This is a genomic window from Rhodococcus shunpengi (assembly GCF_048381395.1).
GTDB lineage: Bacteria > Actinomycetota > Actinomycetes > Mycobacteriales > Mycobacteriaceae > Rhodococcus.
On record NZ_JBLWIU010000012.1, the window covers coordinates 135277 to 158839 of the forward strand.

Annotated in this window: 26 protein-coding genes; 8 read left to right on the top strand and 18 right to left on the bottom strand. The window is 68.9% G+C overall.

The genetic code is table 11. From position 1 onward, the window contains the following. Positions 1-5: 5 nt before the first annotated feature. Genes ACNJ7K_RS05830 through ACNJ7K_RS05850 form a run of 5 tightly spaced genes read right to left on the bottom strand, consistent with a single transcriptional unit; the run spans position 6 to position 4886 of the window. Positions 6-1163 (bottom strand): acyl-CoA dehydrogenase family protein, encoded by a 1158-nt coding sequence (locus tag ACNJ7K_RS05830; RefSeq protein WP_487041347.1) that lies wholly within the window; start codon positions 1161-1163, stop codon positions 6-8. Positions 1164-1171: 8 nt separating this feature from the next. Continuing rightward, positions 1172-2155 (bottom strand): NAD(P)H-dependent flavin oxidoreductase, encoded by a 984-nt coding sequence (locus ACNJ7K_RS05835; RefSeq protein ID WP_327204011.1) that lies wholly within the window; start codon positions 2153-2155, stop codon positions 1172-1174. A gap of 38 nt (positions 2156-2193) precedes the next feature. After that, the gene (locus ACNJ7K_RS05840; RefSeq protein ID WP_159417023.1) at positions 2194-2844 is read right to left on the bottom strand and encodes a TetR/AcrR family transcriptional regulator; all 651 of its coding nucleotides are present in this window, start codon (positions 2842-2844) and stop codon (positions 2194-2196) included. A gap of 31 nt (positions 2845-2875) precedes the next feature. Beyond that, positions 2876-3637, bottom strand: a complete 762-nt coding sequence (locus tag ACNJ7K_RS05845) for a 3-hydroxyacyl-CoA dehydrogenase (protein ID WP_016691832.1) — start codon at positions 3635-3637, stop codon at positions 2876-2878. 55 nt (positions 3638-3692) lie between these two features. Next, positions 3693-4886: a thiolase family protein gene (locus tag ACNJ7K_RS05850; RefSeq protein ID WP_159417024.1), complete on the bottom strand. Its 1194-nt coding sequence runs from the start codon at positions 4884-4886 to the stop codon at positions 3693-3695. Positions 4887-5058: 172 nt separating this feature from the next. Here ACNJ7K_RS05850 and ACNJ7K_RS05855 point away from each other — a divergent pair, with 172 nt between their 5' ends. Beyond that, positions 5059-6036 carry an NADPH:quinone oxidoreductase family protein gene (locus tag ACNJ7K_RS05855; RefSeq protein WP_487041348.1) on the top strand — a complete coding sequence of 326 codons (978 nt, stop codon included), beginning with the start codon at positions 5059-5061 and terminating at the stop codon, positions 6034-6036. Between the two features lie 10 nt (positions 6037-6046). Next, positions 6047-6826 carry an enoyl-CoA hydratase gene (locus tag ACNJ7K_RS05860; protein WP_487041349.1) on the top strand — a complete coding sequence of 260 codons (780 nt, stop codon included), beginning with the start codon at positions 6047-6049 and terminating at the stop codon, positions 6824-6826. Positions 6827-6887: 61 nt separating this feature from the next. Here the strand turns inward: ACNJ7K_RS05860 and ACNJ7K_RS05865 are convergent, their stop codons facing one another. Then, the gene (locus tag ACNJ7K_RS05865; protein WP_230789649.1) at positions 6888-7463 is read right to left on the bottom strand and encodes a TetR/AcrR family transcriptional regulator; all 576 of its coding nucleotides are present in this window, start codon (positions 7461-7463) and stop codon (positions 6888-6890) included. 70 nt (positions 7464-7533) lie between these two features. Here ACNJ7K_RS05865 and ACNJ7K_RS05870 point away from each other — a divergent pair, with 70 nt between their 5' ends. After that, on the top strand, positions 7534-8109 hold the full coding sequence (locus ACNJ7K_RS05870) for a dihydrofolate reductase family protein (RefSeq protein WP_487041350.1): 576 nt from the start codon (positions 7534-7536) through the stop codon (positions 8107-8109). 26 nt (positions 8110-8135) lie between these two features. Here ACNJ7K_RS05870 and ACNJ7K_RS05875 read toward each other — a convergent pair whose 3' ends face one another. The 4 genes from ACNJ7K_RS05875 to ACNJ7K_RS05890 all read right to left on the bottom strand — a co-directional run bounded on the left by ACNJ7K_RS05875 (position 8136) and on the right by ACNJ7K_RS05890 (position 11236). Beyond that, positions 8136-8771 (bottom strand): TetR/AcrR family transcriptional regulator, encoded by a 636-nt coding sequence (locus ACNJ7K_RS05875; protein ID WP_159417029.1) that lies wholly within the window; start codon positions 8769-8771, stop codon positions 8136-8138. Between the two features lie 136 nt (positions 8772-8907). Then, positions 8908-9570, bottom strand: coding sequence for a histidine phosphatase family protein (locus ACNJ7K_RS05880; RefSeq protein ID WP_174246954.1), 663 nt, complete (start codon positions 9568-9570; stop codon positions 8908-8910). Positions 9571-9572: 2 nt separating this feature from the next. After that, entirely contained in the window at positions 9573-10499 is a 927-nt protein-coding gene (gene pheA / locus ACNJ7K_RS05885; RefSeq protein WP_120283837.1) for a prephenate dehydratase, read from the bottom strand. A 74-nt stretch (positions 10500-10573) separates the two neighbouring features. Continuing rightward, complete coding sequence (locus ACNJ7K_RS05890; RefSeq protein ID WP_487041561.1) at positions 10574-11236, bottom strand: hypothetical protein; 663 nt, start codon at positions 11234-11236, stop codon at positions 10574-10576. 108 nt (positions 11237-11344) lie between these two features. Here ACNJ7K_RS05890 and ACNJ7K_RS05895 point away from each other — a divergent pair, with 108 nt between their 5' ends. Continuing rightward, complete coding sequence (locus ACNJ7K_RS05895) at positions 11345-12112, top strand: DUF2470 domain-containing protein (RefSeq protein WP_159417031.1); 768 nt, start codon at positions 11345-11347, stop codon at positions 12110-12112. Positions 12113-12173: 61 nt separating this feature from the next. On the opposite strand, the gene ACNJ7K_RS05900 is transcribed toward ACNJ7K_RS05895, so the two are convergent. After that, entirely contained in the window at positions 12174-13475 is a 1302-nt protein-coding gene (locus tag ACNJ7K_RS05900; RefSeq protein ID WP_033097859.1) for an MFS transporter, read from the bottom strand. Between the two features lie 196 nt (positions 13476-13671). Between ACNJ7K_RS05900 and ACNJ7K_RS05905 the strand changes: the two genes are divergently transcribed. From ACNJ7K_RS05905 to ACNJ7K_RS05915, 3 genes are all read left to right on the top strand, one after another. Further along, positions 13672-14478 (top strand): CPBP family intramembrane glutamic endopeptidase, encoded by an 807-nt coding sequence (locus tag ACNJ7K_RS05905; protein WP_159417033.1) that lies wholly within the window; start codon positions 13672-13674, stop codon positions 14476-14478. A 223-nt stretch (positions 14479-14701) separates the two neighbouring features. Further along, on the top strand, positions 14702-15922 hold the full coding sequence (locus ACNJ7K_RS05910; protein WP_230789626.1) for an LCP family protein: 1221 nt from the start codon (positions 14702-14704) through the stop codon (positions 15920-15922). 140 nt (positions 15923-16062) lie between these two features. Next, complete coding sequence (locus ACNJ7K_RS05915; protein ID WP_230789963.1) at positions 16063-16608, top strand: ferritin; 546 nt, start codon at positions 16063-16065, stop codon at positions 16606-16608. An 84-nt stretch (positions 16609-16692) separates the two neighbouring features. On the opposite strand, the gene ACNJ7K_RS05920 is transcribed toward ACNJ7K_RS05915, so the two are convergent. The 4 genes from ACNJ7K_RS05920 to ACNJ7K_RS05935 form a co-directional block, all read right to left on the bottom strand. Continuing rightward, on the bottom strand, positions 16693-17610 hold the full coding sequence (locus ACNJ7K_RS05920) for a DUF5926 family protein (RefSeq protein ID WP_487041351.1): 918 nt from the start codon (positions 17608-17610) through the stop codon (positions 16693-16695). 62 nt (positions 17611-17672) lie between these two features. After that, a complete protein-coding gene (locus tag ACNJ7K_RS05925; RefSeq protein WP_016694581.1) occupies positions 17673-18446 on the bottom strand; it encodes a glycerophosphodiester phosphodiesterase in 774 nt (257 codons plus the stop codon). Continuing rightward, the gene (locus ACNJ7K_RS05930) at positions 18443-19501 is read right to left on the bottom strand and encodes a DUF4328 domain-containing protein (RefSeq protein WP_487041352.1); all 1059 of its coding nucleotides are present in this window, start codon (positions 19499-19501) and stop codon (positions 18443-18445) included. The genes ACNJ7K_RS05925 and ACNJ7K_RS05930 overlap by 4 nt, the downstream gene beginning before the upstream one ends. Further along, positions 19501-19827: a rhodanese-like domain-containing protein gene (locus tag ACNJ7K_RS05935; RefSeq protein ID WP_059382076.1), complete on the bottom strand. Its 327-nt coding sequence runs from the start codon at positions 19825-19827 to the stop codon at positions 19501-19503. Before ACNJ7K_RS05935 ends, ACNJ7K_RS05930 begins: the two co-directional genes overlap by 1 nt. A gap of 258 nt (positions 19828-20085) precedes the next feature. Between ACNJ7K_RS05935 and ACNJ7K_RS05940 the strand changes: the two genes are divergently transcribed. Continuing rightward, on the top strand, positions 20086-21021 hold the full coding sequence (locus tag ACNJ7K_RS05940) for an LLM class F420-dependent oxidoreductase (protein WP_159417036.1): 936 nt from the start codon (positions 20086-20088) through the stop codon (positions 21019-21021). Positions 21022-21036: 15 nt separating this feature from the next. Here the strand turns inward: ACNJ7K_RS05940 and ACNJ7K_RS05945 are convergent, their stop codons facing one another. The 3 genes from ACNJ7K_RS05945 to ACNJ7K_RS05955 form a co-directional block, all read right to left on the bottom strand. Beyond that, positions 21037-21627, bottom strand: coding sequence for an Rv1733c family protein (locus tag ACNJ7K_RS05945; protein ID WP_225623686.1), 591 nt, complete (start codon positions 21625-21627; stop codon positions 21037-21039). 156 nt (positions 21628-21783) lie between these two features. Beyond that, entirely contained in the window at positions 21784-22452 is a 669-nt protein-coding gene (msrA, locus tag ACNJ7K_RS05950; RefSeq protein ID WP_006553397.1) for a peptide-methionine (S)-S-oxide reductase MsrA, read from the bottom strand. 9 nt (positions 22453-22461) lie between these two features. Beyond that, positions 22462-23556, bottom strand: a complete 1095-nt coding sequence (locus ACNJ7K_RS05955; RefSeq protein WP_230789960.1) for an acyltransferase family protein — start codon at positions 23554-23556, stop codon at positions 22462-22464. Positions 23557-23563 lie beyond the last annotated feature (7 nt).

The window sequence follows — 23563 nt, forward strand, 5'->3', positions numbered from 1 at the left end:
AACGATTACGCGTACCCGGCGGCGATGTCGCGGCCGATGATCTCCTTCATGATCTCCGTGGTGCCACCGTAGATCGTCTGGATGCGTGCATCGACGTAGGCGCGCCCGATCGGGTACTCCATCATGTAGCCGTACCCGCCGTGCAGCTGCACGCAGCGGTCGACGACGCGCTTCTGCAGTTCGGTCGCCCACCACTTGGCCTTCGACGCATCCACCGGTGTGAGCTCCCCGGCGTTGAGGGCGAGTACGCACCGGTCGACGTGCGACTCGGTGATCTCGATCTCGGTGAGCATCTCGGCGAGCGCGAAGCGGGTGTTCTGCAGGTCGCCGATGGGCTTGCCGAATGCCTTGCGCTCGAAGACGTACTGCACGGTCCACTCGTAGGCGGCCCGCGCCGAGGTGATCGCGCTGACGGCGATACCGATGCGTTCGAGGGGCAGGTTCTCCATCAGGTGCACGAAGCCGCGACCCTCGGTGCCGAGCAGGTTCTCGGCGGGGACGCGGGCGTCCTCGAAGACGAGTTCGGCGGTGTCCTGCGCGGCGAGACCGACCTTGTGGAGCTTGCGGCCTCTGCTGAAACCGGGGGTGTCGCGCTCGACGACGATGAGCGAGAAACCCTTCGACCCCGCGTTCGGATCGGTGCGGCACACCACGATGACGAGATCGGAGTGGATTCCGTTGGTGATGAACGTCTTCTGGCCGTTGATCACCCACTCGTCACCGTCGCGCACCGCAGTCGCCTTCACGCCCTGCAGGTCGGATCCGGCTCCGGGCTCGGTCATCGCGATCGCGCCGATACGCTCACCGGTGGCCATCTTCGGCAGCCAGCGGGCCTTCTGCTCCTCCGTGCCGAGGTGCACGATGTACGGGATCGTGATGTCGTCCTGCAGCGAGAGGCCCGCACCGAACGAGGTCGTCCCGGTGCGTGCGATCTCCTCCTGCACGACGTGACGGAACCGGTAGTCGGTCACGCCCGAGCCACCGAATTCCTCCGGCGCTCCCAGACCGACGATGCCGGACTTACCGGCGGCGATCCATGCCGAGCGGTCGACGAGCCGTTCGTCTTCCCACTTCTCGTAGTTCGGTTCGATCTCGCGGGCGAGGAATTCGCGAACGGTCTCCCGGTACGCCTCGTGGTCGTCGTCGAAATGGGTGCGTTTCATGGCTTCTCCTAGGCGTTCACGCGCGACATCATGCCGCTCAGACGCTCCGCGATGAGACTCTCGGCGTCGGCGACGATGCGCTCGACCAATTCCCCCGCGGTGGGGATGTCGTGGATGATTCCCTGGACGGTACCGACCGTCCAGATGCCGGCCTCGGGATCGCCGTTCTCGTAGACGAGGCGGCCGCGGGCACCGGCGACGAGTTCACGCACGTCCTCGAACTGTCCACCGCGGTCGAGGATTTCGACGACCTCACGGCTGACGGTGTTGCTCGCCACGCGGGCAGTGTTGCGCAGCGGACGGAAGATCAGTTCGGTGTCGGTCTCGTTCGCCGCGACGATCGCTTCCTTGATGTTCTGGTGGATCGGAGATTCCTCGGTGCACATGAACCGGGTACCCATGTTGATGCCATCGGCGCCGAGAGCCAGGGCGGCGACGAGACCGCGACCGTCGCCGAAGCCGCCGGACGCGATCATCGGGATGGTGATCTTCTCTGCGGCGGCGGCGATGAGCACGAGGCCGGGGACGTCGTCCTCACCGGGGTGGCCGGCGCATTCGAAGCCGTCGATGCTGATGCCGTCGACACCGATGTCCTGCGCCTTGACGGCGTGCCGGACGCTGGTGCACTTGTGCAGCACCTTGATTCCGGCGGCGTGGAAGTCGGGCAGGTGCGGCGCGGGATTCGATCCGGCCGTCTCCACGATCTTCACACCGGAGTCGATGATGACCTGGCGGTACTCCTCGTAGGGCGGCGGGTTGATCGCCGGCAGGATCGTGAGGTTGACGCCGAACGGCTGGTCGGTGAGCTCGCGGGTGCGCTCGATCTCCTTCGCGAGATCCTCGGGGGTCGGTTGCGTCAGAGCGGTGATCATTCCGAGCGCGCCGGCATTGGCGACCGCAGCGACGAGTTCGGCGCGGCCGACCCACTGCATCCCTCCCTGCACGATGGGATGGCGGACGCCGAAGGTTTCGGTGAAGGCGGTGGTCAGCACGGCATGGACTCCTTGCGTGGAGGTGGTTCGAAAGACTCTCAGGCGGCCGGGTGGCCCACGACCCGCAGTGCGATCACGATGTACCGCTGGGCAACCTGAGCGGGAGTGAGGGGACCACCGAGCTGGTACCAGCGGACGATGGACTGGAACATCCCGAGGAGAGCGCGCACGGCCTCCTCGACGTCGTCGACGTCGAACACCCGCTGGTCGACGCCCTCGCGCACCAGGTCGAGCATCATCAGCTCGAGACGCTTGCGGGTCGCGGCGTAGGTCCGGCGGTTCTCCGGGGAGATGTGGCGCACTTCGGAATCCAGGCCCGAACGCTGTGCGCGGTGGGTCATGTTCAGCACGATCGCCTCGACGGCGTTGACGAAGCGGGCGACCGGGTCGTCGCCGCCGTCCGCGACCGCGGCCGAGACACGGCCGATGAGGTCGAGGACGGCGGCGTCGAGCAGCGTGACGAGAACGGCTTCCTTGTTCTCGTAGTGGTAGTACAGCGCGGGCACCGTCACGCCGACCCGGCGGGCCAGGTCGCGGACGGTGGTGCCGTGGAAACCGTTCTCGCTGAACGCTTCCAGGGCGTGTTCGAGGATGGGGTCGAGCCCCAGAGGCTGGAACTCGCGCCAGTCGGCGGACTGCACGTCCGCGTGGGGCGTGTCGGATTCCTCGGCCTCGTATGCCGGGGTCATCGACCCCCTCCTCTCACAGTCGGTGCTCGGGTCAGCGCGGAGCCATGCGGATCGCGCCGTCGAGGCGGATGACCTCGCCGTTGAGCATCGGGTTCGAGACGATGTGCGCGGCGAGGGCACCGTACTCGGACGGATCGCCGAGGCGGGCCGGGTGCGGCACCTGCGCGCCGAGCGAGGCCTGGGCCTCCTCCGGCAGCGAGCCGAGCAGCGGGGTCTTGAACAGACCCGGTGCGATGGTGACGACGCGGATGAGCAGCGACGCGAGATCGCGGGCGATCGGCAGGGTCATGCCGACGACACCACCCTTGGACGCCGAGTAGGCGGCCTGGCCGATCTGGCCGTCGAAGGCGGCGACGGAGGCGGTGTTGATGATGACGCCGCGCTCGCCGTCGATCGGCTCGGTCTTCGCGATGCGCTCGGCGGCGAGACGGATGACGTTGAACGTGCCGAACAGGTTGACGTCGACGACCTTCTTGAACGCGTCGAGCGGGAAGGCACCCTTCTTGCTGACGGTCTTGATCGCGTTGCCGATGCCGGCGCAGTTCACCGCGACACGCACGGGTCCGAGCGACTCGGCGACGTCGAGGGCCTCGGTGACGGCGGCCTCATCGGTGACGTCGGCGGCGACGAAGCGGACGCGGTCGCCGAGTTCCTTGGCGATGGTCTCACCGTTGGACGACGGCAGATCGATGATGACGATCTGCGCGCCGTCGTTCAGCAGAGCCTTGACGGTGGCGAGACCGAGGCCGGAGGCACCACCGGTGACGACGGCGACGCTGTCGTTGACGATCATTGATTACCCTTTCGAGAGTGGTTGCGGTTCGAAGATTTTCGAGACGTCAGAGGTGTCAGAGACGTTCGATGATGGTCGCGTTGGCCATGCCCGCGCCCTCGCACATGGTCTGCAGGCCGTAGCGACCGCCGGTGGCCTCGAGATGGTTGACGAGGGTCGACAGCAGACGGGTGCCCGACGAGCCGAGTGCGTGGCCGAGTGCGATCGCGCCACCCCACGGGTTGAGCTTGGCCGGGTCGGCACCGAGTTCGTGCGCCCAGGCGAGCGGCACGGGCGCGAACGCCTCGTTGACCTCGTAGGCGTCGATGTCGTCGATGCCCAGACCCGCGCGGGCGAGCACCTTCTGCGTGGCCGGGATCGGGGCGGTGAGCATGAAGACCGGGTCGTCGCCGGCGACGGAGAACGAGTGGAAGCGGGCGCGCGGGGTCAGGCCCAGCTTGGTCGCCATCTCCTCGCTCATGATGAGCGCGGCCGACGCACCGTCGGTGAGCGGCGACGAGTTGCCGGGGGTGATGACCCACTGTGCCTCGGGGAACCGGGCGGCGTACTCCTCGGTGTAGAAGGAGGGCTTGAGGCCGGCGAGGCCCTCGGCGGTGGTGGAGGCACGCAGCGTCTCGTCGACGGTGTGCTGCACCTGCTCGCCCGCGGCGTTCTCGACGGTGATCGGGACGATCTCCTTGTCGAAGTATCCGGCCTCGTAGGCCGCGGCGGCACGCTGGTGCGACTGCGCGGAGTAGGCGTCGAGGGCGTCGCGGTCGAACTTCCACTTCGCGGCGATGAGTTCGGCCGAGATGCCCTGATTGACCAGGCCCTCGGGGTAGCGGGCACGGATGCTCGGGCCGTGGGTGTCCTTGCCGAGGGTGGCGGTGCCCATCGGGATGCGGCTCATCGACTCGACACCGCACGCGATGACCATGTCGTAGGCGCCGGCGATGACGCCCTGCGCGGCGAAGTGCGCGGCCTGCTGGCTCGACCCGCACTGGCGGTCGATGGTGGTCGCGGGCACCGAATCGGGGAAGCCGGCGGCGAGCAACGCGGTGCGCGAGATGTTGAGGGACTGCTCGCCGACCTGGGCGACGCAGCCGCCGATCACGTCGTCGACCTGCGCGGGGTCGATGCCGTTGCGCTCGACGAGCGAACGCAGGACGTGGGCGAGGAGTTCGACGGGGTGGGTGCCGGACAGGGCGCCACCCGGCTTGCCCTTACCGACAGCGGTACGGACGACGTCGACGATGACAGCGTTGCTCATGACGATCCTTTCGAAAGTGCAGCGTGCGGGCCGGAGACGTTCCCAGCGGCGTACTTATCGATCGCTAAAAGCTCTACCACGGACTTAGCGCTCGGTCAATGGTCTCTGAGAGCTAGCGCACGCTAAGCGACTCTGATAGTGATGGATCACGACCCGAGTCGAGGAGACGCCCGTGCGCGCAGCGCAATTGACCGAACACGCCGGCCCCGACGCCGTCCGCGTGAACAACATCCCCGAACCCGAGGCAGGCGATTCGCTCGTCCTCGTCGACCTGCACGCCGCCGGCGTGTCCTTTCCCGACCTGCTGCAGACGACCGGCGGCTACCAGATGGTCCGACCGCTGCCGTGCGTGCTCGGCGCCGAAGGAGCGGGCATCGTCCGCACCGCACCCGAGGGCAGCGGCCTCACCGCCAGACAGCGCGTCGCCGTGCTGTCCATCGCCGGATCGTGGCAGCAGACCGTCGCACTGCCGCGCGAGCTGGTCTTCCCGCTGCCCGACAGCGTGTCGCTGACCGCGGGTGCCGGGATGCTCATGAACTACTTCACCGCGCACTTCGCGCTCGACGAGCGCGCCCGGTACCGGGCGGGCGAGACCGTCCTCGTCCACGGTGCGGCGGGCGGTCTCGGAGTGGCGTCACTGCAGGTCGCGTCGGCGCTCGGCCTCGAGACGATCGCGGTGGTGAGCAGCGAGGAGAAGGCCGCGGTGGCCAAGGCCAACCGCGCGACCCACACCGTCCCCGCCGAGGGTTTCAAGGACCGCGTCCTCGAACTCACCGGTGGGCGCGGAGTGGACATCGTGCTCGATCCCGTGGGCGGCGACCGGTTCACCGACAGCCTGCGCAGCCTCGCGCCGGGCGGGCGTGCCGTCGTTCTCGGTTTCACCGGCGGCAGCATCCCCACCGTGAAGGTCAATCGTCTTCTGCTCAAGAACATCTCGGTAGTCGGCGCGGGGTGGGGCGAGTACCTCCGCACCGACCCCGGCTACCCGGCGCGGCAGTGGGCCGCACTCGAACCGCTGCTGCGCGACGGGACGCTCGTCGTTCCCGAGCCCACCCTCCATCCTCTCGACGAGGCTCCGGCGGCACTGCGTTCGCTCGAGAACCGTTCCGCAACCGGCAAGGTCGCGCTCGACCTGACGTCCCGACCCTAGGAGAACAGCCATGACCGACGACCTGCCCGGTGTCGACACGACCGTCGACGACGGCGTCCTGCGCGTCACCCTGAACCGTCCCTCGCGGATGAACGCCGTGAAGACCGAGACGCTCGACGCGGTCGCCGACGCCTTCGAGAAGTATGCCGACGATGCCTCCGTCCGGGTCGCGGTGCTCACCGGCGTCGGTCGCGCGTTCTGTTCCGGCGCCGACCTTTCCGGTCGCGACCTGAGCGCTCCGCCTTCCGCCGACACGATCGACGCCGCCAACCGTGCGGTTGCCGCGATCCGGGCGCTCCCCCGGCCGGTCGTCGGAGCGGTCAACGGTGCGGCCGCGGGCGTGGGCGTATCACTGGCTCTCGCATGCGATCTCACCGTCGCGAAGGAGTCGGGATACTTCCTGCTGGCCTTCACCCGGGTCGGGCTGATGCCGGACGGCGGGGCGTCCGCGCTCGTCGCCGCGTCGATCGGTCGCGCGCGGGCACTGAAGATGGCTCTGCTCGCCGAGCAACTTCCGGCCGGTGAAGCGCTGGCCTCCGGACTCATTGCGGACGTCTACGCGGACGACGAATTCGACGGTGCGGTGGAGACTCTCGTGCAGCGACTCGCCGACGGTCCGTCGACCGCCTTCGCTTCGACGAAGAATGCGATCAACGACGCGACGCTCACCGAGCTCGATCATGCCTTCGCCCGCGAGCGCGAAGGGCAGCTCGTCCTGCTCGGCAGCGCCGACTTCACCGAAGGTGTGACGGCCTTCCAGGAGAAGCGCACCGCGAACTTCCGTCGCTGAACGGTCGGTGATCTCGGTGGATCCGGCCCCGCTGAGCGGGGTCGGATCCACCGAAGTCGTTTCAGGCGTCGGGGATCACGCGTTCGACGGCCGCCCGCACCAGTTCGGCGACACGGTCCTCGTCGACGATCCCGGGGAGGGTGAGCCGGTCGAGTACCAGCCAGTTCAACGCGAGATAGAGCAGCACGACGGCATCCTCGCCGCCCGGCAGGCCGGAGTGCCGGTAGTTGGCGATGTTGAAATCCAGGTCGGCGCGCACCCGCTCGGTGAGCAGGGCCTGCAGTTCGGGTCGCCGGGTGGCTTCGAGGCGTAGTTCGAGGAGCGCGAGATAGCCGGCGCGGAACCGGATGAGCCGGTCGACCACCTCGGTCATCAGCTCGATCATGGATTCGCGGGTCTGCGGCGCCTGCGACTGCGCCATGACCTCGTCGGCGGGCAGGAGCCGCTCGTAGTAGCGGTGACCCACCTGAACGAGCAGGTCGTCGCGGTTGGCGAAGTAGTTCGACGCCGTCCCCATCGGGACCCCGGCTTCCTTGTCCACCGCGCGGAAGGTCAGCCCGCGCGCGCCGTCACGCGCCAGCACCTCGATCGAGGCATCCAGCAAAGCCTGTCGCCGTTCCGGATTCGTCCGAACCACTTGACACCACTCCATATGTAGTACTACGTTCAAACCACTTCACTCATAGTACTACGAATGGTGGTCCACCATGCGAAAGCTCGTCTACTACGTGGCAGTGACCCTCGACGGCTACATCGCCGGGCCGAACGGGGAGTACGACTTCTATCCGATCTGCGACGACATGACAGCGGCGATGAGCGCGAGATACCCGGAAGCCGTTCCCACGACCTTCCGCGAACAGGTCGGCATGCCGGTCGACACACCGAACAAGGAATGGGACACGGTGATCATGGGGCGCGGCGCCTACGAACCCGGTCTCTCGCTGGGCCTCACGAGCCCGTACAGCCACATGATGCAGTACGTCGTGTCCCGCACCCTCGCGCCGGTCGACGACCCGCAGGTCCGGATCGTCGACACCGATCCGGTCGAGCTCGTCCGCACGCTGAAAGCCGAAGAGGGAATGGACATCTGGCTCTGCGGCGGCGGCAACATCGCGGGGCAGCTCGTCGACGAGATCGACCGGCTGGTGTTCAAGAGCTATCCGGTGCTCGCGGGCGACGGTATCCCGGCGCTGTCGGGCAACTTCGTCCCCACCCGATTCGACGTCACCGCACGGGAGGAGTTCAGCAACGGCACACAGGTCATCTGGTTCGACCGCCGCTGAACTTCGATCGACACCGACCCGGGCCGTCAGACCCCGACGGTCTTGAGCGCGATACCGACGTACTTCTGCGCGACGGCCTCGGGGCTGAGCGTGCCCTCCGCGTGGTACCAGCGCGGGATCGACTGGCACATGCCGAGCAGGGCGCGCGTGGTCTCGGCGGGATCGTCCACGTCGAACACGCCCGCGGCGACACCCTCCTCGACGATCTTCCGCACCAACTGCTCGACGCCCTTGCGCACCGCGCGGTAGCGCTGGCGGTTCTCGGGGCTCAGGTAGCGGGCCTCGCCTTCGAGCGCGGCGAGGCGGGCCCGCAGGGTCATGCGCAGCACGATCGCCTCGATGACATTGGACAGCCTGCGGACCGGGTCGCCGTCGGCGTCCTCGGCGGCGGCGTGGGCACGGGAGAGGACGTCGCTGGTCGAGAGTTCGAGAAGGGCGATGAGCAGCCCTTCCTTGTTCTCGTGGTGGTAGTAGAGCGCCGGAACGGTGACGCCGACGCGGCGCGCGATCTCCCGCACCGAAGTGCCGTGGAAACCGGTCTCGTAGAAGGCGTCGAGGGCAGCGGTGAGGATGGGACTGAGCTGCATCGGTTCGAGGATGCGCCAGTCCGGGATGGCCTCACCGTTGGTGAGGGTGTCGGTCTCGTCGCTCGAAGCACCCATGAAACCGCACCTACCTACCGATCGCTACTTCATACGGACGACCCGAGGATACCCGTATGTTTTGCGCTCGAAAGATCGGAAGGTGGACGGCATCATTCCGTTGGGTCGTCGGCATCACACCATGGGGTCATCGGCATCACCCCATGGGGTCATCGGCACCGCCACGCGCGGTGTCGTGGAAGGGTGCGAAGAAGGTACCCCAGCGCGCGCACTCCCAGCCACCACCGGCCACCGGCACCAGTTCGACCGTCTCGGTGTTGGCCAGGTGGTTGGTGATGGCGAAACCCGCCGGCACCTTGCCGAGATAGGCGGCGACGAGCCGGATGGCGGCGCCGTGACTGACGACCACGACGTCGCCCGAACCGGCGTCGAGATAGTCGCTGCGCAGCGACTCGAGGACGGGCAGGTACCGGTCGAGCACGTCGAGCGCCGACTCACCACCCGGGACCCGCGCCCGCAGGTCGCCGTTGTGCCACTCCTCGTAGACCTTCATGAACAGCTTGTGCGACTCCTCGTCGCTGCGGTCCTCGAGCTCGCCGACCTGCACCTCGTGCACGCCCTCGTGGACGACCGTCTCGAGCGACACCGCCGGTGCCGCGTGCTCGGCCGTCTGCCGAGCACGGAGTGCCTGCGACGCGACGAGCAGCGACGGCCCGCGCTCGACGAGATTCTTCCCGAGCGTGCGGGCCTGTTCGACGCCGAGCTCGGTGAGCTCCGCACCCGGGAGTTTCGTGTCGAGCCTCCGGGCGACGTTCGCCACCGTCTGGCCGTGCCGGGCCAGGATCAATCTGCCGCTCACCCTCAGTCCTCTCCGCGCCGCAGTCGGTCGAGCCACCGCGCATCCTCGTCGTCCGACACGGGGGGGACACCGTGTTCGGACACAGCGGGCCACGATCCGAGGAACCGCACCTGCGCGAAGCGGTGCAGTCCCTGCAGCGCCTCGGCGACCAGCGCGTCGTCGATGTGACCCACACAGTCCAAGTGGAAGAAGTAGGTGCCGTATTCCCTGCGTGTCGGCCGGGACTCGATGCGCGACAGATCGATTCCGCGCGTGGAGAACTCGGTGATGGCGCGCACCAGCGAGCCGGGCTCGTTGGGGAGCTGCAACACCACCGAGGTGCGGTCGACACCGGTGCGCTTCGGCACGGGCCGCGGCCGCGTGATGAGCACGAAGCGGGTGCGGGCGCCCTCGAAGTCGGCGACCTTGTCGGCGAGCACGGACAGGCCGAGCCGCTGTCCGGCGAGCGCCGTGGACACCGCTGCGTCGACCTTGCCGGACGCGACGTCCTCGGCGGCTCCCGCGTTGGAGGCCGCGGTCACGACCTCGGCGTCGGGCAGGTGGTCCTCGATCCAGCGACGCACCTGCGCCGCGGCCACCGGATAGGCACCGATCGTGCGGACCTGATCGCGGGTGATCCCTTCGCGGGTGACCACCGTGAACGCGATGTCGAGTTCGACCTCGGACACGATCTGCAGGCGCGGCCCGAGAGCGAGGGCGTCCATGGTGGGCGGCACCGAACCCTCGACGGAGCTCTCGATGGGGACGACGGCACCGTCGACCTTCCCGTCGCGCAGGAGTTGCAGGGCAGCGGGCGGGCTGGCGGCCGAGACGCGCTCGACGTCGGTGGACCCGTCGCCGAGCACGTCGAGCGCACCGAGGCTCTCGAAGCGGTCGAGGGCCATCTCGGTGAACGTTCCCGACGGTCCGAAATAGGCGATACGTGGCACGTGTACGAGGTTACGCATCGGTCGTGACGGGAAGGCGGACTCTGCGTGAACCACACCCGAGCGGTGGCTCCGTGTCAGCCGGTGGTGAGGTCGAGCGCCTCGAGCTCCCGGGCGACGGCGTCGGTGTCGTCGACCTCGACGACCAGCAGGATCTCCCGCACCGCCGCGGCGGCCTCCGGCACGAGTCGCCGGAGCCGGGCCACGTCGGGAGTCGCGAGGGCGTCGCGGACGTCGAAACCGCTCAGCGCCGCGACGGTGGCGGCGAGCAGCGCGACGACGTCGTCGGTGCCGGTCGCGCGGGCGGCGTATCCGGTGTCGGCGTGGGCGAGGACGGAGAGGAAGTCGGCGACGGCGTCGGCCCCGCGACCTGCGGTCAGGCCGGGGATGTGACCGGCCTCGGTGAGCGCGCGGGCGGCGTCGGCGAGCGCGGCGTCGGGCACATGCGGGTAGACGACCAGGGGTGCCGGCGCGGTGATCGCGAGGACGTCCTCGAGCTCCTCGGCCGCGCAGTCGACCTGGTACCGGACCGGACGCCACCCGGCGGGCGAGGGCAGTTCGGCCGAGGCGTCGAGTTCGACGACGAGCTCGCGGTTCGGTGATCCGGTGACGGCAGCGGCCGGGACGACCGGTGGGGCGAGCATGCGGCCGGCCGTGTCGAGGGCATCGGTGAGGCTGTCGTGCCGGTGCGTGAGCAGCGCGTCGAGCAGTCCGCGGGGCTCGTCGCGGGACGGCGGCATTCCGAGGGGAAGTGGGATCGGCACCGATCCAGGCTACCGACGGACCACTTGCGACCGCGATCACAATGACTTAGGTTTGCCTCACCTACATCGACAAGGAGGGTTGGCATGCAGACCACCACATCCGTCATCCCCGCGCCGACCACGGCCGAACGCGTACGCACCGCCCTCATCCGCGCCGACACGACGCAGCTCGCGATCGACGGCTGCGACCCGCTCCCCACCTCGGTTCATCACCTCCTCGACGACGGGCAGGTCGCGGTGGTCGTCGCCGAGGACAGCCTCCCCGTCGCACTCGCCTGGCAGGCCGGCAGCGCAGGCATCCCCGCCATGCTCGAGCTCACCGACCACTCCCCGATCGCCCTGCGCAATCCGGTCCGTTCGCTCATCTGGCTCAGCGGCACCCTGCGTCCCGTGGAGCATCCGCGCCGGCTCGCCGCCGAGATCGCGGAGATCCTTCCGCACCCCGAACTCCTCGACGTCGGACACCGCTCCGAACTGCTGTGCCTGACGCTCGACTCCGTCGTCGCCGCCGACACCACCGGGGCCGAGGCCGTCGACGTCACCGAGGTCCTCGACGCCGCCCCCGACCCGTTCGCCGCTCTCGAGACCGGGTGGCTCCAGCACCTCGAAGAGGACCACGCCGACATCGTGCGGCAGATCGCGCGACGCATCCCGCCCGCGCACCGCGGCGGACGGATCCGCCCCCTCGGTCTCGACCGTTACGGACTGCGCCTGCGCGTCGAGTCCGAAGGCGACGACCACGACGTGCGGATCCCCTTCCACGAACCGGTCGACGATCCCGCCGCCCTGAGCCGCGCGCTGCGCCTGCTCGTCGGCTGCCCCTTCCGCAACGGACTGCCGCCGCGCACCTGAGCGGTACGCGGCGGCAGGACTCGGAACCGTAAGGGTCGGACCTTCTGCAGGGCTGTATCGATCAGACCTTCTGCAGGTCGATACCCTTCGTTTCCTTCATGATCAGGGCGGCGATGCCGGTCGCGACGCACAGCACCATGATGTAGACCCCGAAGACCCAGCCGATGTCCCAGCCGGTGAGCAACTGGTTCAGGTAGGGCGCGGTGCCACCGAAGACCGCCACCGAGAAGGAGTACGCGAAACCGATGGCCTGAGTACGCAGGCGGGTCGGGAAGCTCTCCGAGAGGGTGCACGACAGGATCGCGCCCGGGATCGACACGATGAGCAGGGCGAGGGTGGTCGACACGAGCAGCGTCCACCCGGCCGACGTGATCATCGACGTCAGCGGGATCTGCAGCGCGAACATGAGGACCGCGAAGCCGCCGAGCATCGGGCGCCGGCCGATCCGGTCGGAGAGCAGACCCCAGAAGGGCAGCGACACCAGCGCGATGACCTGGGCGATGACGAGCATCCAGTAGGCGGTGTCGGCGTCCATGCCCTTCTGCGTGATCGCGTACGTCGAGACGTACGAGGTCCACGTGTAGTGCGCCGCCGTGACACCCGAGGTCATGCCGATCATCAGCAGGATCGCACGCACGACCACCTTGCGCGGGATGCGCGGTTCGTCGACCCGGGTCTCCTGCTGGTCGAAGACCTCGCTCTCCTCCATGCTGCGTCGCAGGTAGAGGGCGAACAGCGCCAGGAAGAAGCCGAGGAGGAACGGCACGCGCCATCCCCACTCACCCACGGCGCTCTCGGAGAGCGTCGAGGTGACCGCTCCGCCGATCGTGTACGCGAGCACGGAACCGCCGAAGATCGCGACGAAGGCGACGCTGCCCCACATGCCGCGGCGATGCGGCGGCGCGATCTCGCTGACATACGAGTAGGCGGTCGCCGACTCGCCACCGTGCGCGAAGCCCTGCACCACGCGGGCGAGCAGCAGGAGCACCGACGCCCACACACCGATCGACGAGTAGGTGGGCATGAGCCCGATGACGAGGCTGCCACCGGCCATCATGAGCATGGTCGTGACGAGCACGAACTTGCGGCCGCGCTTGTCGGCGATGCGGCCGAACACGATGCCACCGAGCGGTCGCATCAGGAATCCGACGGCGAAGACCGCGAGCGTGGACAGCAGTGCCGAGACCGGATTGTCGCTGTTGAACATCGCTGCGGCGATGAACGGAGCGAACACCGCGTAGGCGCTCCACTCGTACCACTCGAGGATGTTGCCCACGGAGCTGGCGAGAAGAGACTTCTTCTTCGATGCGAGAGTCACCGAAGTTGTTGCAACAGAATTCTTCTCAGGTGTTTCGATGTTCATGTCCCTACTTCCGGGTCGCAGATTCCCCTCGGCCCACAGGGCCCCTATCCGCACCCGAGCGATCGATCGGTCGGGCGTTGTGAAGTGTGATGGGTCACAAGGACCGCTGTCAAATTGGACACATCATCGTGAGCCGGTGGGGCCGCCTCTCCGCGGCGGAAGGACCGGCCACGCGGGGTCCGGCACAATCGCTCCGGTGACGACCCTTCGCGACTGGCTGCGGCCCGCCTCTCGCAACCCCGAGCCGCCCCTCGACCCCACCGAGCGCCGCGCGCTGTGGATCGAGATCACCATCGTCCTGCTCGTCACCTTCGGCCTGAGCGGGATCTCGTCGATCCTGTCGCTGGCCGAGGCGGCGCTGGCACCGGAACCACTGTCGGATCAGACCGTCGCCCTCAACACGCCGCGCTCGTCGCAGGGGTTCATCGATCTCGCCCGTCAGCTCCTCGGCATCGTGCGTCTGCTCGCCTGGGGCGCCCTCGGTCTGTACCTGCTCTGGCGCAGCGGCGTCGGACCGCGACTCGCGGGTCTCGCCCGGCCCCGTCTGCGCCGGGACCTGCTGCCCGGCGTGGGGCTGGCCGCGCTGATCGGGCTCCCCGGCCTGGCGTTGTACCTGGTGGCGCGCGCCGCCGGCCTGAATCTGACGGTCGCGCCGAGCCTGCTCGAGGACTACTGGTGGCGACTGCCCACCGAGGTGCTGTGGGCGATCGCCAACTCCGGCGCGGAGGAGATCCTGGTCGTCGCCTATCTCCTCACTCGCCTGCGGCAGCTCGGCTGGTCGGAGAATTCGTCGTTGCTCGCCTCCGCCCTGCTGCGCGGCAGCTACCACCTCTACCAGGGCATCGGCGGCGGGTTCGGCAACGTCGTCATGGGCCTGGTCTTCGGACGCTACTGGCAGCGCACCGGCCGGTTGTGGCCGCTCGTGATCGCCCACGCACTCATCGACACCGTCGCCTTCGTCGGCTACCAAGCACTGAGGGGCCACGTGTCCTGGCTGCCCTGAACGTAGAGTTGTCCGGGTGAACGGCGACCCTCGCGACCCTCGGAACCGGCCGCGGCCTCCGCAGGGACCTCCCCCGCAGGGCCCTCCTCCCCGGCGGGCAGTACTGCCGAACCAGCAGCGCGGGGTACCGCCGAACCAGCAGGCAGGAGTACCCCCACAGCGACCCGCCGGACCGCCTCCGCGGCGCCGCGGCGGTCCCCCACCGTCCCCCGAGGGCACCCAGGTGCTGAGGCGCGACGGACGGCCGCAGTCACCGCAGGCGTGGTCGCAAGCGCCCGCGCCGAACTACCGACCCGCGCAGGCTCCGCGGCAGGACCGGCAGCAACCGCCTCCGCAGCAGCAACGACGCGACTGGGCGCCGACGCAGCGACCCGAACGGTTCGCCGAACCCGCCCCGAACCGGCGTCCTCCGCGCGGGAACACCCCACCGCCCGCACCCCCGCGACGCCCTGCGGCACCGCCCTCCCGACCCGCACCGCGCCGCCCGTTGGGTGCCCGGCGCATTCTGCGGCGACTCGCGATCGTCCTGGTCGTGCTCGTCGTCGCGATGGGCGCGAGCATGGTCTACCTCGACGGCAAACTCGCGCGCGTCGATGCGCTCGCCGATTACGACGGCCGCGTCGGCGACACCCCCGGCACGAACTGGCTGCTCGTCGGCTCCGACAGCCGGGTGGGCCTCACCCCCGAGCAGGAACAGGAACTCGCGACCGGCGGGGAGGTCGGCGCCGACCGCACCGACACGGTGCTCCTCGTCCACATCCCGCCCGGTGGCGGCGCCACCACGATGGTCTCCCTGCCCCGCGACTCCTACGTGAGCGTCCCGGGCTTCGGCCAGGACAAGCTCAACGCGTCGTTCGCGCTGGGTGGGCCGCAGCTGCTCGTGCAGACGGTCGAGGGCGCCACGGGCGTGCACATCGACCACTACGCCGAGATCGGCTTCGGCGGGTTCGCGTCGATCGTCGACGCGGTCGGCGGGGTCGACATCTGCGTGCCCTATCCGATCGACGACCCGCTCGCCGGGCTCAGGCTCGAACCGGGATGCCAGGAGCTCGACGGGGCGCAGGCCCTGGGCTTCGTGCGTACGCGCGCCACCCCGCTCGCCGACCTGGACCGGATGAACAACCAGCGCCTGTTCCTGTCGGCGCTGCTGAGCAAGGCCACGAGCCCCGGCACCTTCCTGAACCCCTTCCGGGCGTGGTCGCTGATGTCGGGTGCGGCCGGGTCACTGCGGGTCGACGACGGCGACCATCTGTGGAACCTCGCGCGACTCGCGTGGGCGATGCGCGGCGAGACGGTCACCACGACGGTTCCGGTGGGCGGATTCGACGACGTCTACGGCATCGGCAACGTCCTGCTGTGGGATCGTGAGCGCGCCGTGCCGTTCTTCGGAGCCATCTCGGAGGGCGACCCGATCCCGCCGGAACTGCTCGCTCCGGCCCCCTGACGGACGCCGCGAATCGTCGTCGATCTTGGGGAAGGCTGTCCGAATTTTCCGTAGGGTAGCCGATGCTGCCTTGTGGAAGGGTAGCCAACACTTGGATGAAAAACGCGTTGACCTGCACTAACGTCGTGATCATGACGACGATGGGCGACATGACCAAGACCAAGTTCCACACGCTGCTGCACGACCAGATCCGTTACGAGTTCACGGCGTCGCATCAGTACATCGCCATCGCGGTCTTCTACGACAACACCGATCTCCCGCAGCTGGCGAAGCACTTCTACGCGCAGGCCGTCGAGGAGCGCAACCACGCCATGATGATCGTCCAGTACTTCCTGGACCGCGACATGGCCGTCGACCTCACCGGCGTCGACGCGGTGCAGTCGATGTTCGAGGATGCTCGCGAGCCGATCGCGCTGGCCCTCGCCCAGGAGAAGAAGGTCACCGACCAGATCGTCGAGCTCGCCCGCACCGCGCGCGACGAGGGCGACTACCTCGGCGAGCAGTTCATGCAGTGGTTCCTGCAGGAGCAGGTCGAGGAGGTCGCGACGATGACGACCCTGTTGACCGTGGCCGACCGTGCCGGTTCCAACCTCTTCAACCTCGAGGACTTCGTGGCCCGCGAGCTCAACTCGAAGGTGCGCGAGCCGCGCGGCAACGCCCCGCTCGCCGCCGGCGGCGCCATCTGATCGTTCCTCCATCCGGGGACAGCCCACCCGGAACGACGAAGGCCACCTCCCGCAGGAGGTGGCCTTCGTGCTGTCGTGAGCAGGTCAGCGCAGGGTGACCTGCCGGCTGCGCAGGCCGTCGCGCGACCGGCGCTCGGCGGCGGTGAGCGGCTCGTCCACGGCCAGGGCCTCGTCGAGACGCTGCCCGAACTCGATCGTCGGGGCGACCCACTCGTCGGGGTGCTTCTCGCGGTCGAGGTCGAAGACCGGCACCAGCAGGCCGTGGGTGCGGAACGAACCGGCGAACCGCGATCCCTCACCGAGGTGCAGACCGCCCGCCGCGTGCACGCGCGACAACGCCGCCATCAGCGCGTCCTCGTCCTCGGGGCGCACCCAGCGCAGGTGCGCCTTCTCGCCCGGATCGACCCACCACGCGCCGCGGAGACCGTCGCCTTCGAGACGCGCCGACGGCAGCACGGCTTCGTTCGCGTGCTTGACGGTGTGCGCGATCTCGGCGCTCGGTTCGACACCGGCCGGGATCCACCAGTCGAAGTCGTTGTGGACGGTGATCGCCGGCACGGCTGCCGGGTCGATCAGCTCGGCCAGCGGCGGGGTGTCGTCGTCGACGCTCGCGACCTGCAGCGACGAGCCCGGCTCGGCCGTGTGCGCCCAGTGCAGGGCCGCGGCCAGTTCACCCGCCGGGTCCGGTCCGAAGCCGGCGGCGAGCTGCAGGCCGACGTACGCGACCGACTCACCGTTCTCCTCGCGGACCAGGGCCGCGACCCCACCGGGAAGGATGGTCGCACCCACGACGCGACGGCCGTCCTCGGCCGCGGGCAGCTCCGCGAGGGCCGACGGCACGAACTCGCGCAGTGCCACGAGATCGCATTCGAAGGCGAGTCCTTCGAAGGGCCGGGACGTCGCGGCGGCCGCTGCTTCCCGCTCGAGCCGGCGCTGCTCGAGCTTCGCAGCGCGGTTGCTGCCGGGCTTGGGTCCGCTGTTTCTCTTGCTCTTCTTGGCCACGGCGTCAAACTACACGGCGACCCGTGTCGCGATGTCGAGGTCGCGGGACGAGGTGGGGGTGCTCACCGATCGAAGGCGGCGTCGAGCTGCAGCTTGGTGCGCCCGGGATGGTTGGTGGCGACCCACTCGACGCCCAGCTCACGGCACAGCTCGACGTCGGCGGGGTCGTCGACGGTCCAGCAGTAGGTGGCCCGGCCCGACAGCGCGGCCCGGTCGACGAGATCGCGGTGCTCGCGCAGCGTCGCGATCGACGGGCCGACAGCGGTCGCGCCGACGGTGGTCGCGGCACTGCCGCGCAGGTAGCGCGAGGTCTCCCCCAGCAGCACGGTGGGCAGCAGCGGCGCGGCCCGGCGGATGCGCCAGACGGCCCCCGCCGCGAACGACATCACCACCACCCGGGAGAAATCGGCGGAGGCCGGGGTCGCGAGACCGAAGCGGGCCAGTTCGGCGAGCAGTTTGCTCTCCACGAGACCGCCGTAGCGGACGGGATGTTTGGTCTCGACGAAGACCTTCACCGGGACGCTCGTGAAGTCCATGACGAGTTCGAGCAGTTGCCGCAGCGTGAGCAGGTCGGCGGGCTCGCCGGGACGTCCGTAGTCGTACTGCGCGAGCTCGTCGAGGGTCATCTCGCTGACGACACCGGTGCCGTTCGACGTCCGGTCGATCGTGCGGTCGTGCACGCACACGAGGTGACCGTCGCGGGTGAGCCGCACGTCGCATTCGACGCCGTCGGCGCCTTCCTTCAACGCGAGTTCGTAGGCACCGATCGTGTGTTCCGGGAGCGCGGCGGACGCACCGCGATGCGCGACGACCCGGGGATGCGCGCTGCGGGTCACGGCGCCACCGCCTCGGCGCGCTCCTCGTCGTCCGCTCGTTCGCCGGCCGGCTTCTCCGGAGCGTCGTCCTGGTCCTCGCGGGCCTCTTCCCGTTCGCGCACGGCGGCGGGGACGATGGGCGCGATCGGCGACGAGGCCGGACCGGTCGCATGAGTGAAGCGGCGACGACGCAGCGGCCGTCCCCACAGATCGGCGTCGTCGAACAGACGCAGGACGTGCAGGGTCGACAGCGCGACGACCGCCCCGAGCGCCGCGAGGACGGCGGTGAGCAGGACGCCGTCGGCACGGGCCTGCAGGGTGTCGCGCTGGCGCCACGCGAGCAGCGCCACCATGAGCACGCCGTTGACCACCCACAGCACCCACCAGGTGCGGATCGCGCGGAGCAACCGCGGGTCGCGGTCGGCGATCTCGGTGAGGAAGACACCGGGCATCGCGAGGTTGAGGCCCGGAACGACCAGCCCCGCGAGGATGGACAGCGGCGACCGCGACTCGGCGAGACCACGCTCGGCGTAGATGCGCCGGCGCAGGTCGATCAACCGCAACCCGGATGCGACCGCCGCGGCCAGCGCCACGACCGGCCCGACCACCTGGGTCGCCCACACCGCGGCGTCCGACACCGCGAGCACGAGCGGGTCGACGAGACGGGTGCGGTTGTACAGCAACACTCCGTACCGGACGGCCTCGGCGACCGCCGCGAGACCGAAGACGACGGCGGTGCCGACGAGCAGCGTCGGTGCGAGGTCGGCGGCGGTCTCGGCGCGGTCCGGTTCGACGTCCTCGTCCGGGAGCGGATCGAGCAGTCCCCAGCGGGGCATCTCGCGATAGGACGGGGTCTCGGCCGACGGACGCCCGCGCGGAGGCGACGCCGGTTCGGTCGCCGGAGGGCCACCCGCCGGCCGCGCGACCCAGCGGAAGTTGCGGCGCGACGGAGGAACCGACCCGTCGGGGGCGACGGGTGAGAGCAGCACACCGCGGCAGGCCGGGCACCACTGCCGCGGCTGATAGGTCACCGGCCAGCGATTCTCACAGCGCACACAGATCTGATAGGCCGACATCAATAGATCTTTGCCGGTTCGTCGCGCTCGGAGACGAGCGGGAGTCCGTGCTTCTGCCACGCCACCATGCCGCCGGCGACCTGGAAGGTGTCGTACCCGATGCGGGCCAGGTACTCGACCGCTCCGAGAGAGCGGCCGCCCTGCCTGCAGATCACGTAGATCTCGGCGTCGGGGTCGAGTTCCTCGATGCGGGCGGGCACGTCGGCGAGCGGAATGTGCAGCGCGCCGGGGGCGTGTCCGAGTTCCCATTCGTCGTCCTCGCGGACGTCGAGGAGGACGACCTCGTCGCCGAGTTCGGGTACCAGGTCGACCGACACGGTGGGCACGTCGGAAAAGCTCACGTCTCAATAGTGGCACGCGGCGTGAACGGATGTGCGTGTGGTCGTACCGATCTTGTTGCGCAGGTGGGGCCGGTGGGTCCTCCACAACACTCCCCATCAACCCCATCCGCTGGAGTTATCCACAGTTTCCACAGGTTCATCAACAGGTCTATCCACGCATGGGGAATCACACTCGAGACATCTCACAGTGGACAGGCGCCCGCCGATCCCCCGTGGGGGTTCCGGCGCTGAAATGATCGAGTCATGGAATTACGCATCTTCACCGAACCCCAGCAGGGCGCCACCTACGACGACCTCCTCGCCGTCGCGCAGACCGCGGAACGACTCGGCTACGGCGCGTTCTTCCGCTCCGACCACTATCTGGCCATGAACGCCGAGGGCCTGCCCGGACCGACGGACGCATGGATCACCCTGGCCGGTCTCGCCCGCGACACGTCGACGATCCGCCTCGGCACGCTCGTCACCTCGGCGACCTTCCGGTATCCCGGCCCGCTCGCGATCTCCGTCGCGCAGGTCGACGCCATGAGTGGCGGACGCGTCGACTTCGGCTTCGGAGCCGGTTGGTTCGAGGAGGAGCACCTCGCCTACGGCATCCCCTTCCCCACGCTGAAGGAGCGGTTCGACCGCTTCGAGGAGTCCCTCGCGGTCATCACCGGCCTGTGGGACACCCCTGAGGGCGAGACGTTCTCGTACGAGGGCGAGCACGTGCGGATCGAGAACTCCCCGGCGCTGCCGAAGCCGTACCAGCGTCCCCACCCGCCGATCGTCATGGGCGGCGCGGGCAAGAAGCGCACGCCGGCACTGGCGGCGCGCTACGCCGACGAGTTCAACGTGCCGTTCAAGTCGCTGGACGAGACGAAGGTCCTGTTCGAGCGGGTGCGCTCGGCCTGCCGGGACGCCGGACGCGACCCCGAGGAACTGACCTACTCGAACGCACTCGTGCTGTGCTGCGGCCGGGACGAGGACGAGATCGCGCGTCGCGCGGCACGGATCGGCCGTGAGGTCGACGAACTGCGGGAGAACGGACTCGCGGGTACCCCGCAGGAGTTGATCGAGAAGATCCGCACCTTCGCCGAGGCGGGGACACAGCGCATCTACCTGCAGGTCCTCGATCTCGCCGATCTCGAGCACCTCGAACTGGTGGCGGACGAGGTCATGCCCGCCGTCGCGGATCTCTGACGCGCCTCCAGTGGGTCAGTGGCTGCTGGTGGAGCCGAGGAACGCTTCGATGTCCCGGCTCCACTCGCGGCTGCGCCGCACCTCGAGACGCCAGTGCGCGAGGGCGAACAGGCCGGTCGCGGCGGCGGACGAGAACGTCCACAGCGACACCCCGGACAGCACGGCGGTGAACTTCGCGGCGGAACTGGTCAGCGGGGCCTGCGTGTATTCGCCGGTGCTCGCGTCGACCCAGACCGGCACCTCGCTGCCCGCGGTCGCGAGACTGTCGACCTGGACGAGAGCGTGACGCGTCTCGTCGCCCCAACCCCAGGTTGCGGGGGCCGAGGAGATCTTCACGGTCTCGCCCCATCCGGCGGAGTCGCTCAGGGCGTCGGCGTCGAGGACGGCTGTGACGCTGACGCGTTCGGCATTCTGCTTCTCGGAGAGTTCGAGCTGGGAGCTCCACATGGTGGCGGACACCCACACCGCGACGGGGATCAGGAGCGCCATCACGGCGATCATGAGGGTGAAGCAGCGCGCCTCGAGCTTGTCGGTGCGACGCACGAGCGGGTCCCGCCTGCGCAGACTTCGCCGTGTGCGCCGCAGATACCCCGCTCTGGTCGTCATGTCGGCAAGCCGTCCCTTTCCCCCTCTGGAATGATCCCTTTTTCCAGGATGCGTCCGCTTTCGGGGAAGTTCAAGGAACGCCAACGCATCTCACACTCGCGCTGCGAGCGGAGATGTGGTGCGCGACACCGTCGGCCCCTGAGGCCCGACGCTCTCTCAGGCGCCGAGGCCCACCGGGCAACTCACGCCTGTGGCGTGGACGGGGCAGTAGCCGTTGGGGTTCTTCGCGAGGTACTGCTGGTGGTAGTCCTCCGCGTAGTAGAACTGCGTGAGCGGGGCGATCTCCGTGGTGATCTGCCCGTATCCGGCGTCGGCCAGTCGCTTGCCGAACGCTTCGGCCGTGGCCTCGGCGACCTCGATCTGCGTCTCGTCGTGGGTGTAGATCGCCGAGCGGTACTGGGTGCCGTGGTCGTTGCCCTGCCGCATGCCCTGGGTGGGGTCGTGGTTCTCCCAGAACTGCTGCAGGATGTGTTCGTAGCCGATCACCTTCGGGTCGAAGACGACGAGCACCACCTCGGTGTGCCCGGTCCGGCCGGAACACACCTCCTCGTAGGTGGGGTTGGGCGTGTAGCCGCCGGAATAGCCGACCGCGGTCGAGTAGACGCCGTCGAGCTGCCAGAACTCCTTCTCGGCGCCCCAGAAGCAACCCATGCCGACGACTGCGGCCTGCAGGCCCTCGGGGAAGGGGGGAACGATGCGGTTGCCGTTGACGTAGTGGGTCTCGGGGACGGGCAGCGGTTCGGCGCGACCGGGGAGCGCGTCCTCGCGCGTCACCATCTGCGACTTCGAACCTGCACGGGCGAGGATCTCGTCGAACCAGGACATGACCCGATGCTACGCGCGGGTCGGGGCGGCAGTCCGTTCGTCGGAAGCGACCTGCTTCGGCGCGAGCCAGCGGCTCTTGATCCAGTGCGCAGCCGGTACCTCGACGCTGCGGTACAGCACCTCGGCGACGAGACCGCAGCCGATCAGTAGCAGCACGATCGCCGCGGTCGTGCCGACGAGGCCCACGGTGTTCTCGTAGATCCGGTACATCACGAGGGTGTGGGTCAGGTAGATGCAGTAGCTGCGGGTCGCGACCCAGGAGACGACGGTCGAGCGCGCGAAGCGCCCGTCGTACCGCGCGACCAGCACGACCGCCGCGAAGACCACCGTCACCGTCCACAGATAGCGGCTGCCCGACCAGTAGACGTTGATGTCCGTGGCCATCACGATCACCGCGATCTGCGCGAACATCGCCGCCAGCAGGGCGCGCAGCGAGATCAGTCCGGCCCAGCCGAAGTACACGATCTGCCCGAGGAACAGGGTCGGCAGCGTCGACGCGATCTTCGACAGGAACGGCACCGTGTACGGCTCGGGCACGTACAGGTTGTAGAGGAGCACCAGCATGCACAGCACGGCACCGAGCATCGGCACCGCCACCGGCGCCGTCCGTAGCAGCGACCGTCCCGCCACGCACCACAGATAGAACGAGATCTGCGCGGCGAGCGTCCACACCACGCCGAGCACGATCACCTGCGGTTTCAGGAAGAACGCACCGAGGAAGAAGGACAGGAACGCCTCGGAGACCGACACCGTGGTGTGGCCGCTGAAGGTGCCGTTGATGCCGAGCCACACGAGCACGACCGCGGCGAGGATCGCCACCCAGAAGGCCGGCAGGAGCCGCGCGGCCCGGGCGATGAGGAACTTCCGTCGGTCCTGGCGGATCGCGGACCGGGTGACGAGCATGCCCGTGAGCATCATGAATGCCGTCACCCCGACGGACGACAGGTGCTGGTTGAGACCGGCGCCCTTGACGAGCACCTCGTAGGTGAGGTCGATGCCCCACCAGCCCGTCCCGAGGTCGTCGATCAGGTAGAAGGCGATGTGGGAGTAGAGCACGGCCGCGACCGCGACGAACCGGACGACATCGACGCCCGGCAGATCCACACGCGGT

Coding starts and splice junctions, on each gene's coding strand:
- ACNJ7K_RS05830 (WP_487041347.1), bottom strand. CDS start 1,163: ATGAAACGCACCCATTTCGACGACGACCACGAGGCGTACCGGGAGACC.
- ACNJ7K_RS05840 (WP_159417023.1), bottom strand. CDS start 2,844: ATGACCCCGGCATACGAGGCCGAGGAATCCGACACGCCCCACGCGGAC.
- ACNJ7K_RS05845 (WP_016691832.1), bottom strand. CDS start 3,637: ATGATCGTCAACGACAGCGTCGCCGTCGTCACCGGTGGTGCCTCCGGC.
- ACNJ7K_RS05850 (WP_159417024.1), bottom strand. CDS start 4,886: ATGAGCAACGCTGTCATCGTCGACGTCGTCCGTACCGCTGTCGGTAAG.
- ACNJ7K_RS05860 (WP_487041349.1), top strand. CDS start 6,047: ATGACCGACGACCTGCCCGGTGTCGACACGACCGTCGACGACGGCGTC.
- ACNJ7K_RS05870 (WP_487041350.1), top strand. CDS start 7,534: ATGCGAAAGCTCGTCTACTACGTGGCAGTGACCCTCGACGGCTACATC.
- ACNJ7K_RS05875 (WP_159417029.1), bottom strand. CDS start 8,771: ATGGGTGCTTCGAGCGACGAGACCGACACCCTCACCAACGGTGAGGCC.
- ACNJ7K_RS05890 (WP_487041561.1), bottom strand. CDS start 11,236: ATGCCGCCGTCCCGCGACGAGCCCCGCGGACTGCTCGACGCGCTGCTC.
- ACNJ7K_RS05895 (WP_159417031.1), top strand. CDS start 11,345: ATGCAGACCACCACATCCGTCATCCCCGCGCCGACCACGGCCGAACGC.
- ACNJ7K_RS05900 (WP_033097859.1), bottom strand. CDS start 13,475: ATGAACATCGAAACACCTGAGAAGAATTCTGTTGCAACAACTTCGGTG.
- ACNJ7K_RS05915 (WP_230789963.1), top strand. CDS start 16,063: ATGGGCGACATGACCAAGACCAAGTTCCACACGCTGCTGCACGACCAG.
- ACNJ7K_RS05930 (WP_487041352.1), bottom strand. CDS start 19,501: ATGTCGGCCTATCAGATCTGTGTGCGCTGTGAGAATCGCTGGCCGGTG.
- ACNJ7K_RS05940 (WP_159417036.1), top strand. CDS start 20,086: ATGGAATTACGCATCTTCACCGAACCCCAGCAGGGCGCCACCTACGAC.
- ACNJ7K_RS05945 (WP_225623686.1), bottom strand. CDS start 21,627: ATGACGACCAGAGCGGGGTATCTGCGGCGCACACGGCGAAGTCTGCGC.
- msrA (WP_006553397.1), bottom strand. CDS start 22,452: ATGTCCTGGTTCGACGAGATCCTCGCCCGTGCAGGTTCGAAGTCGCAG.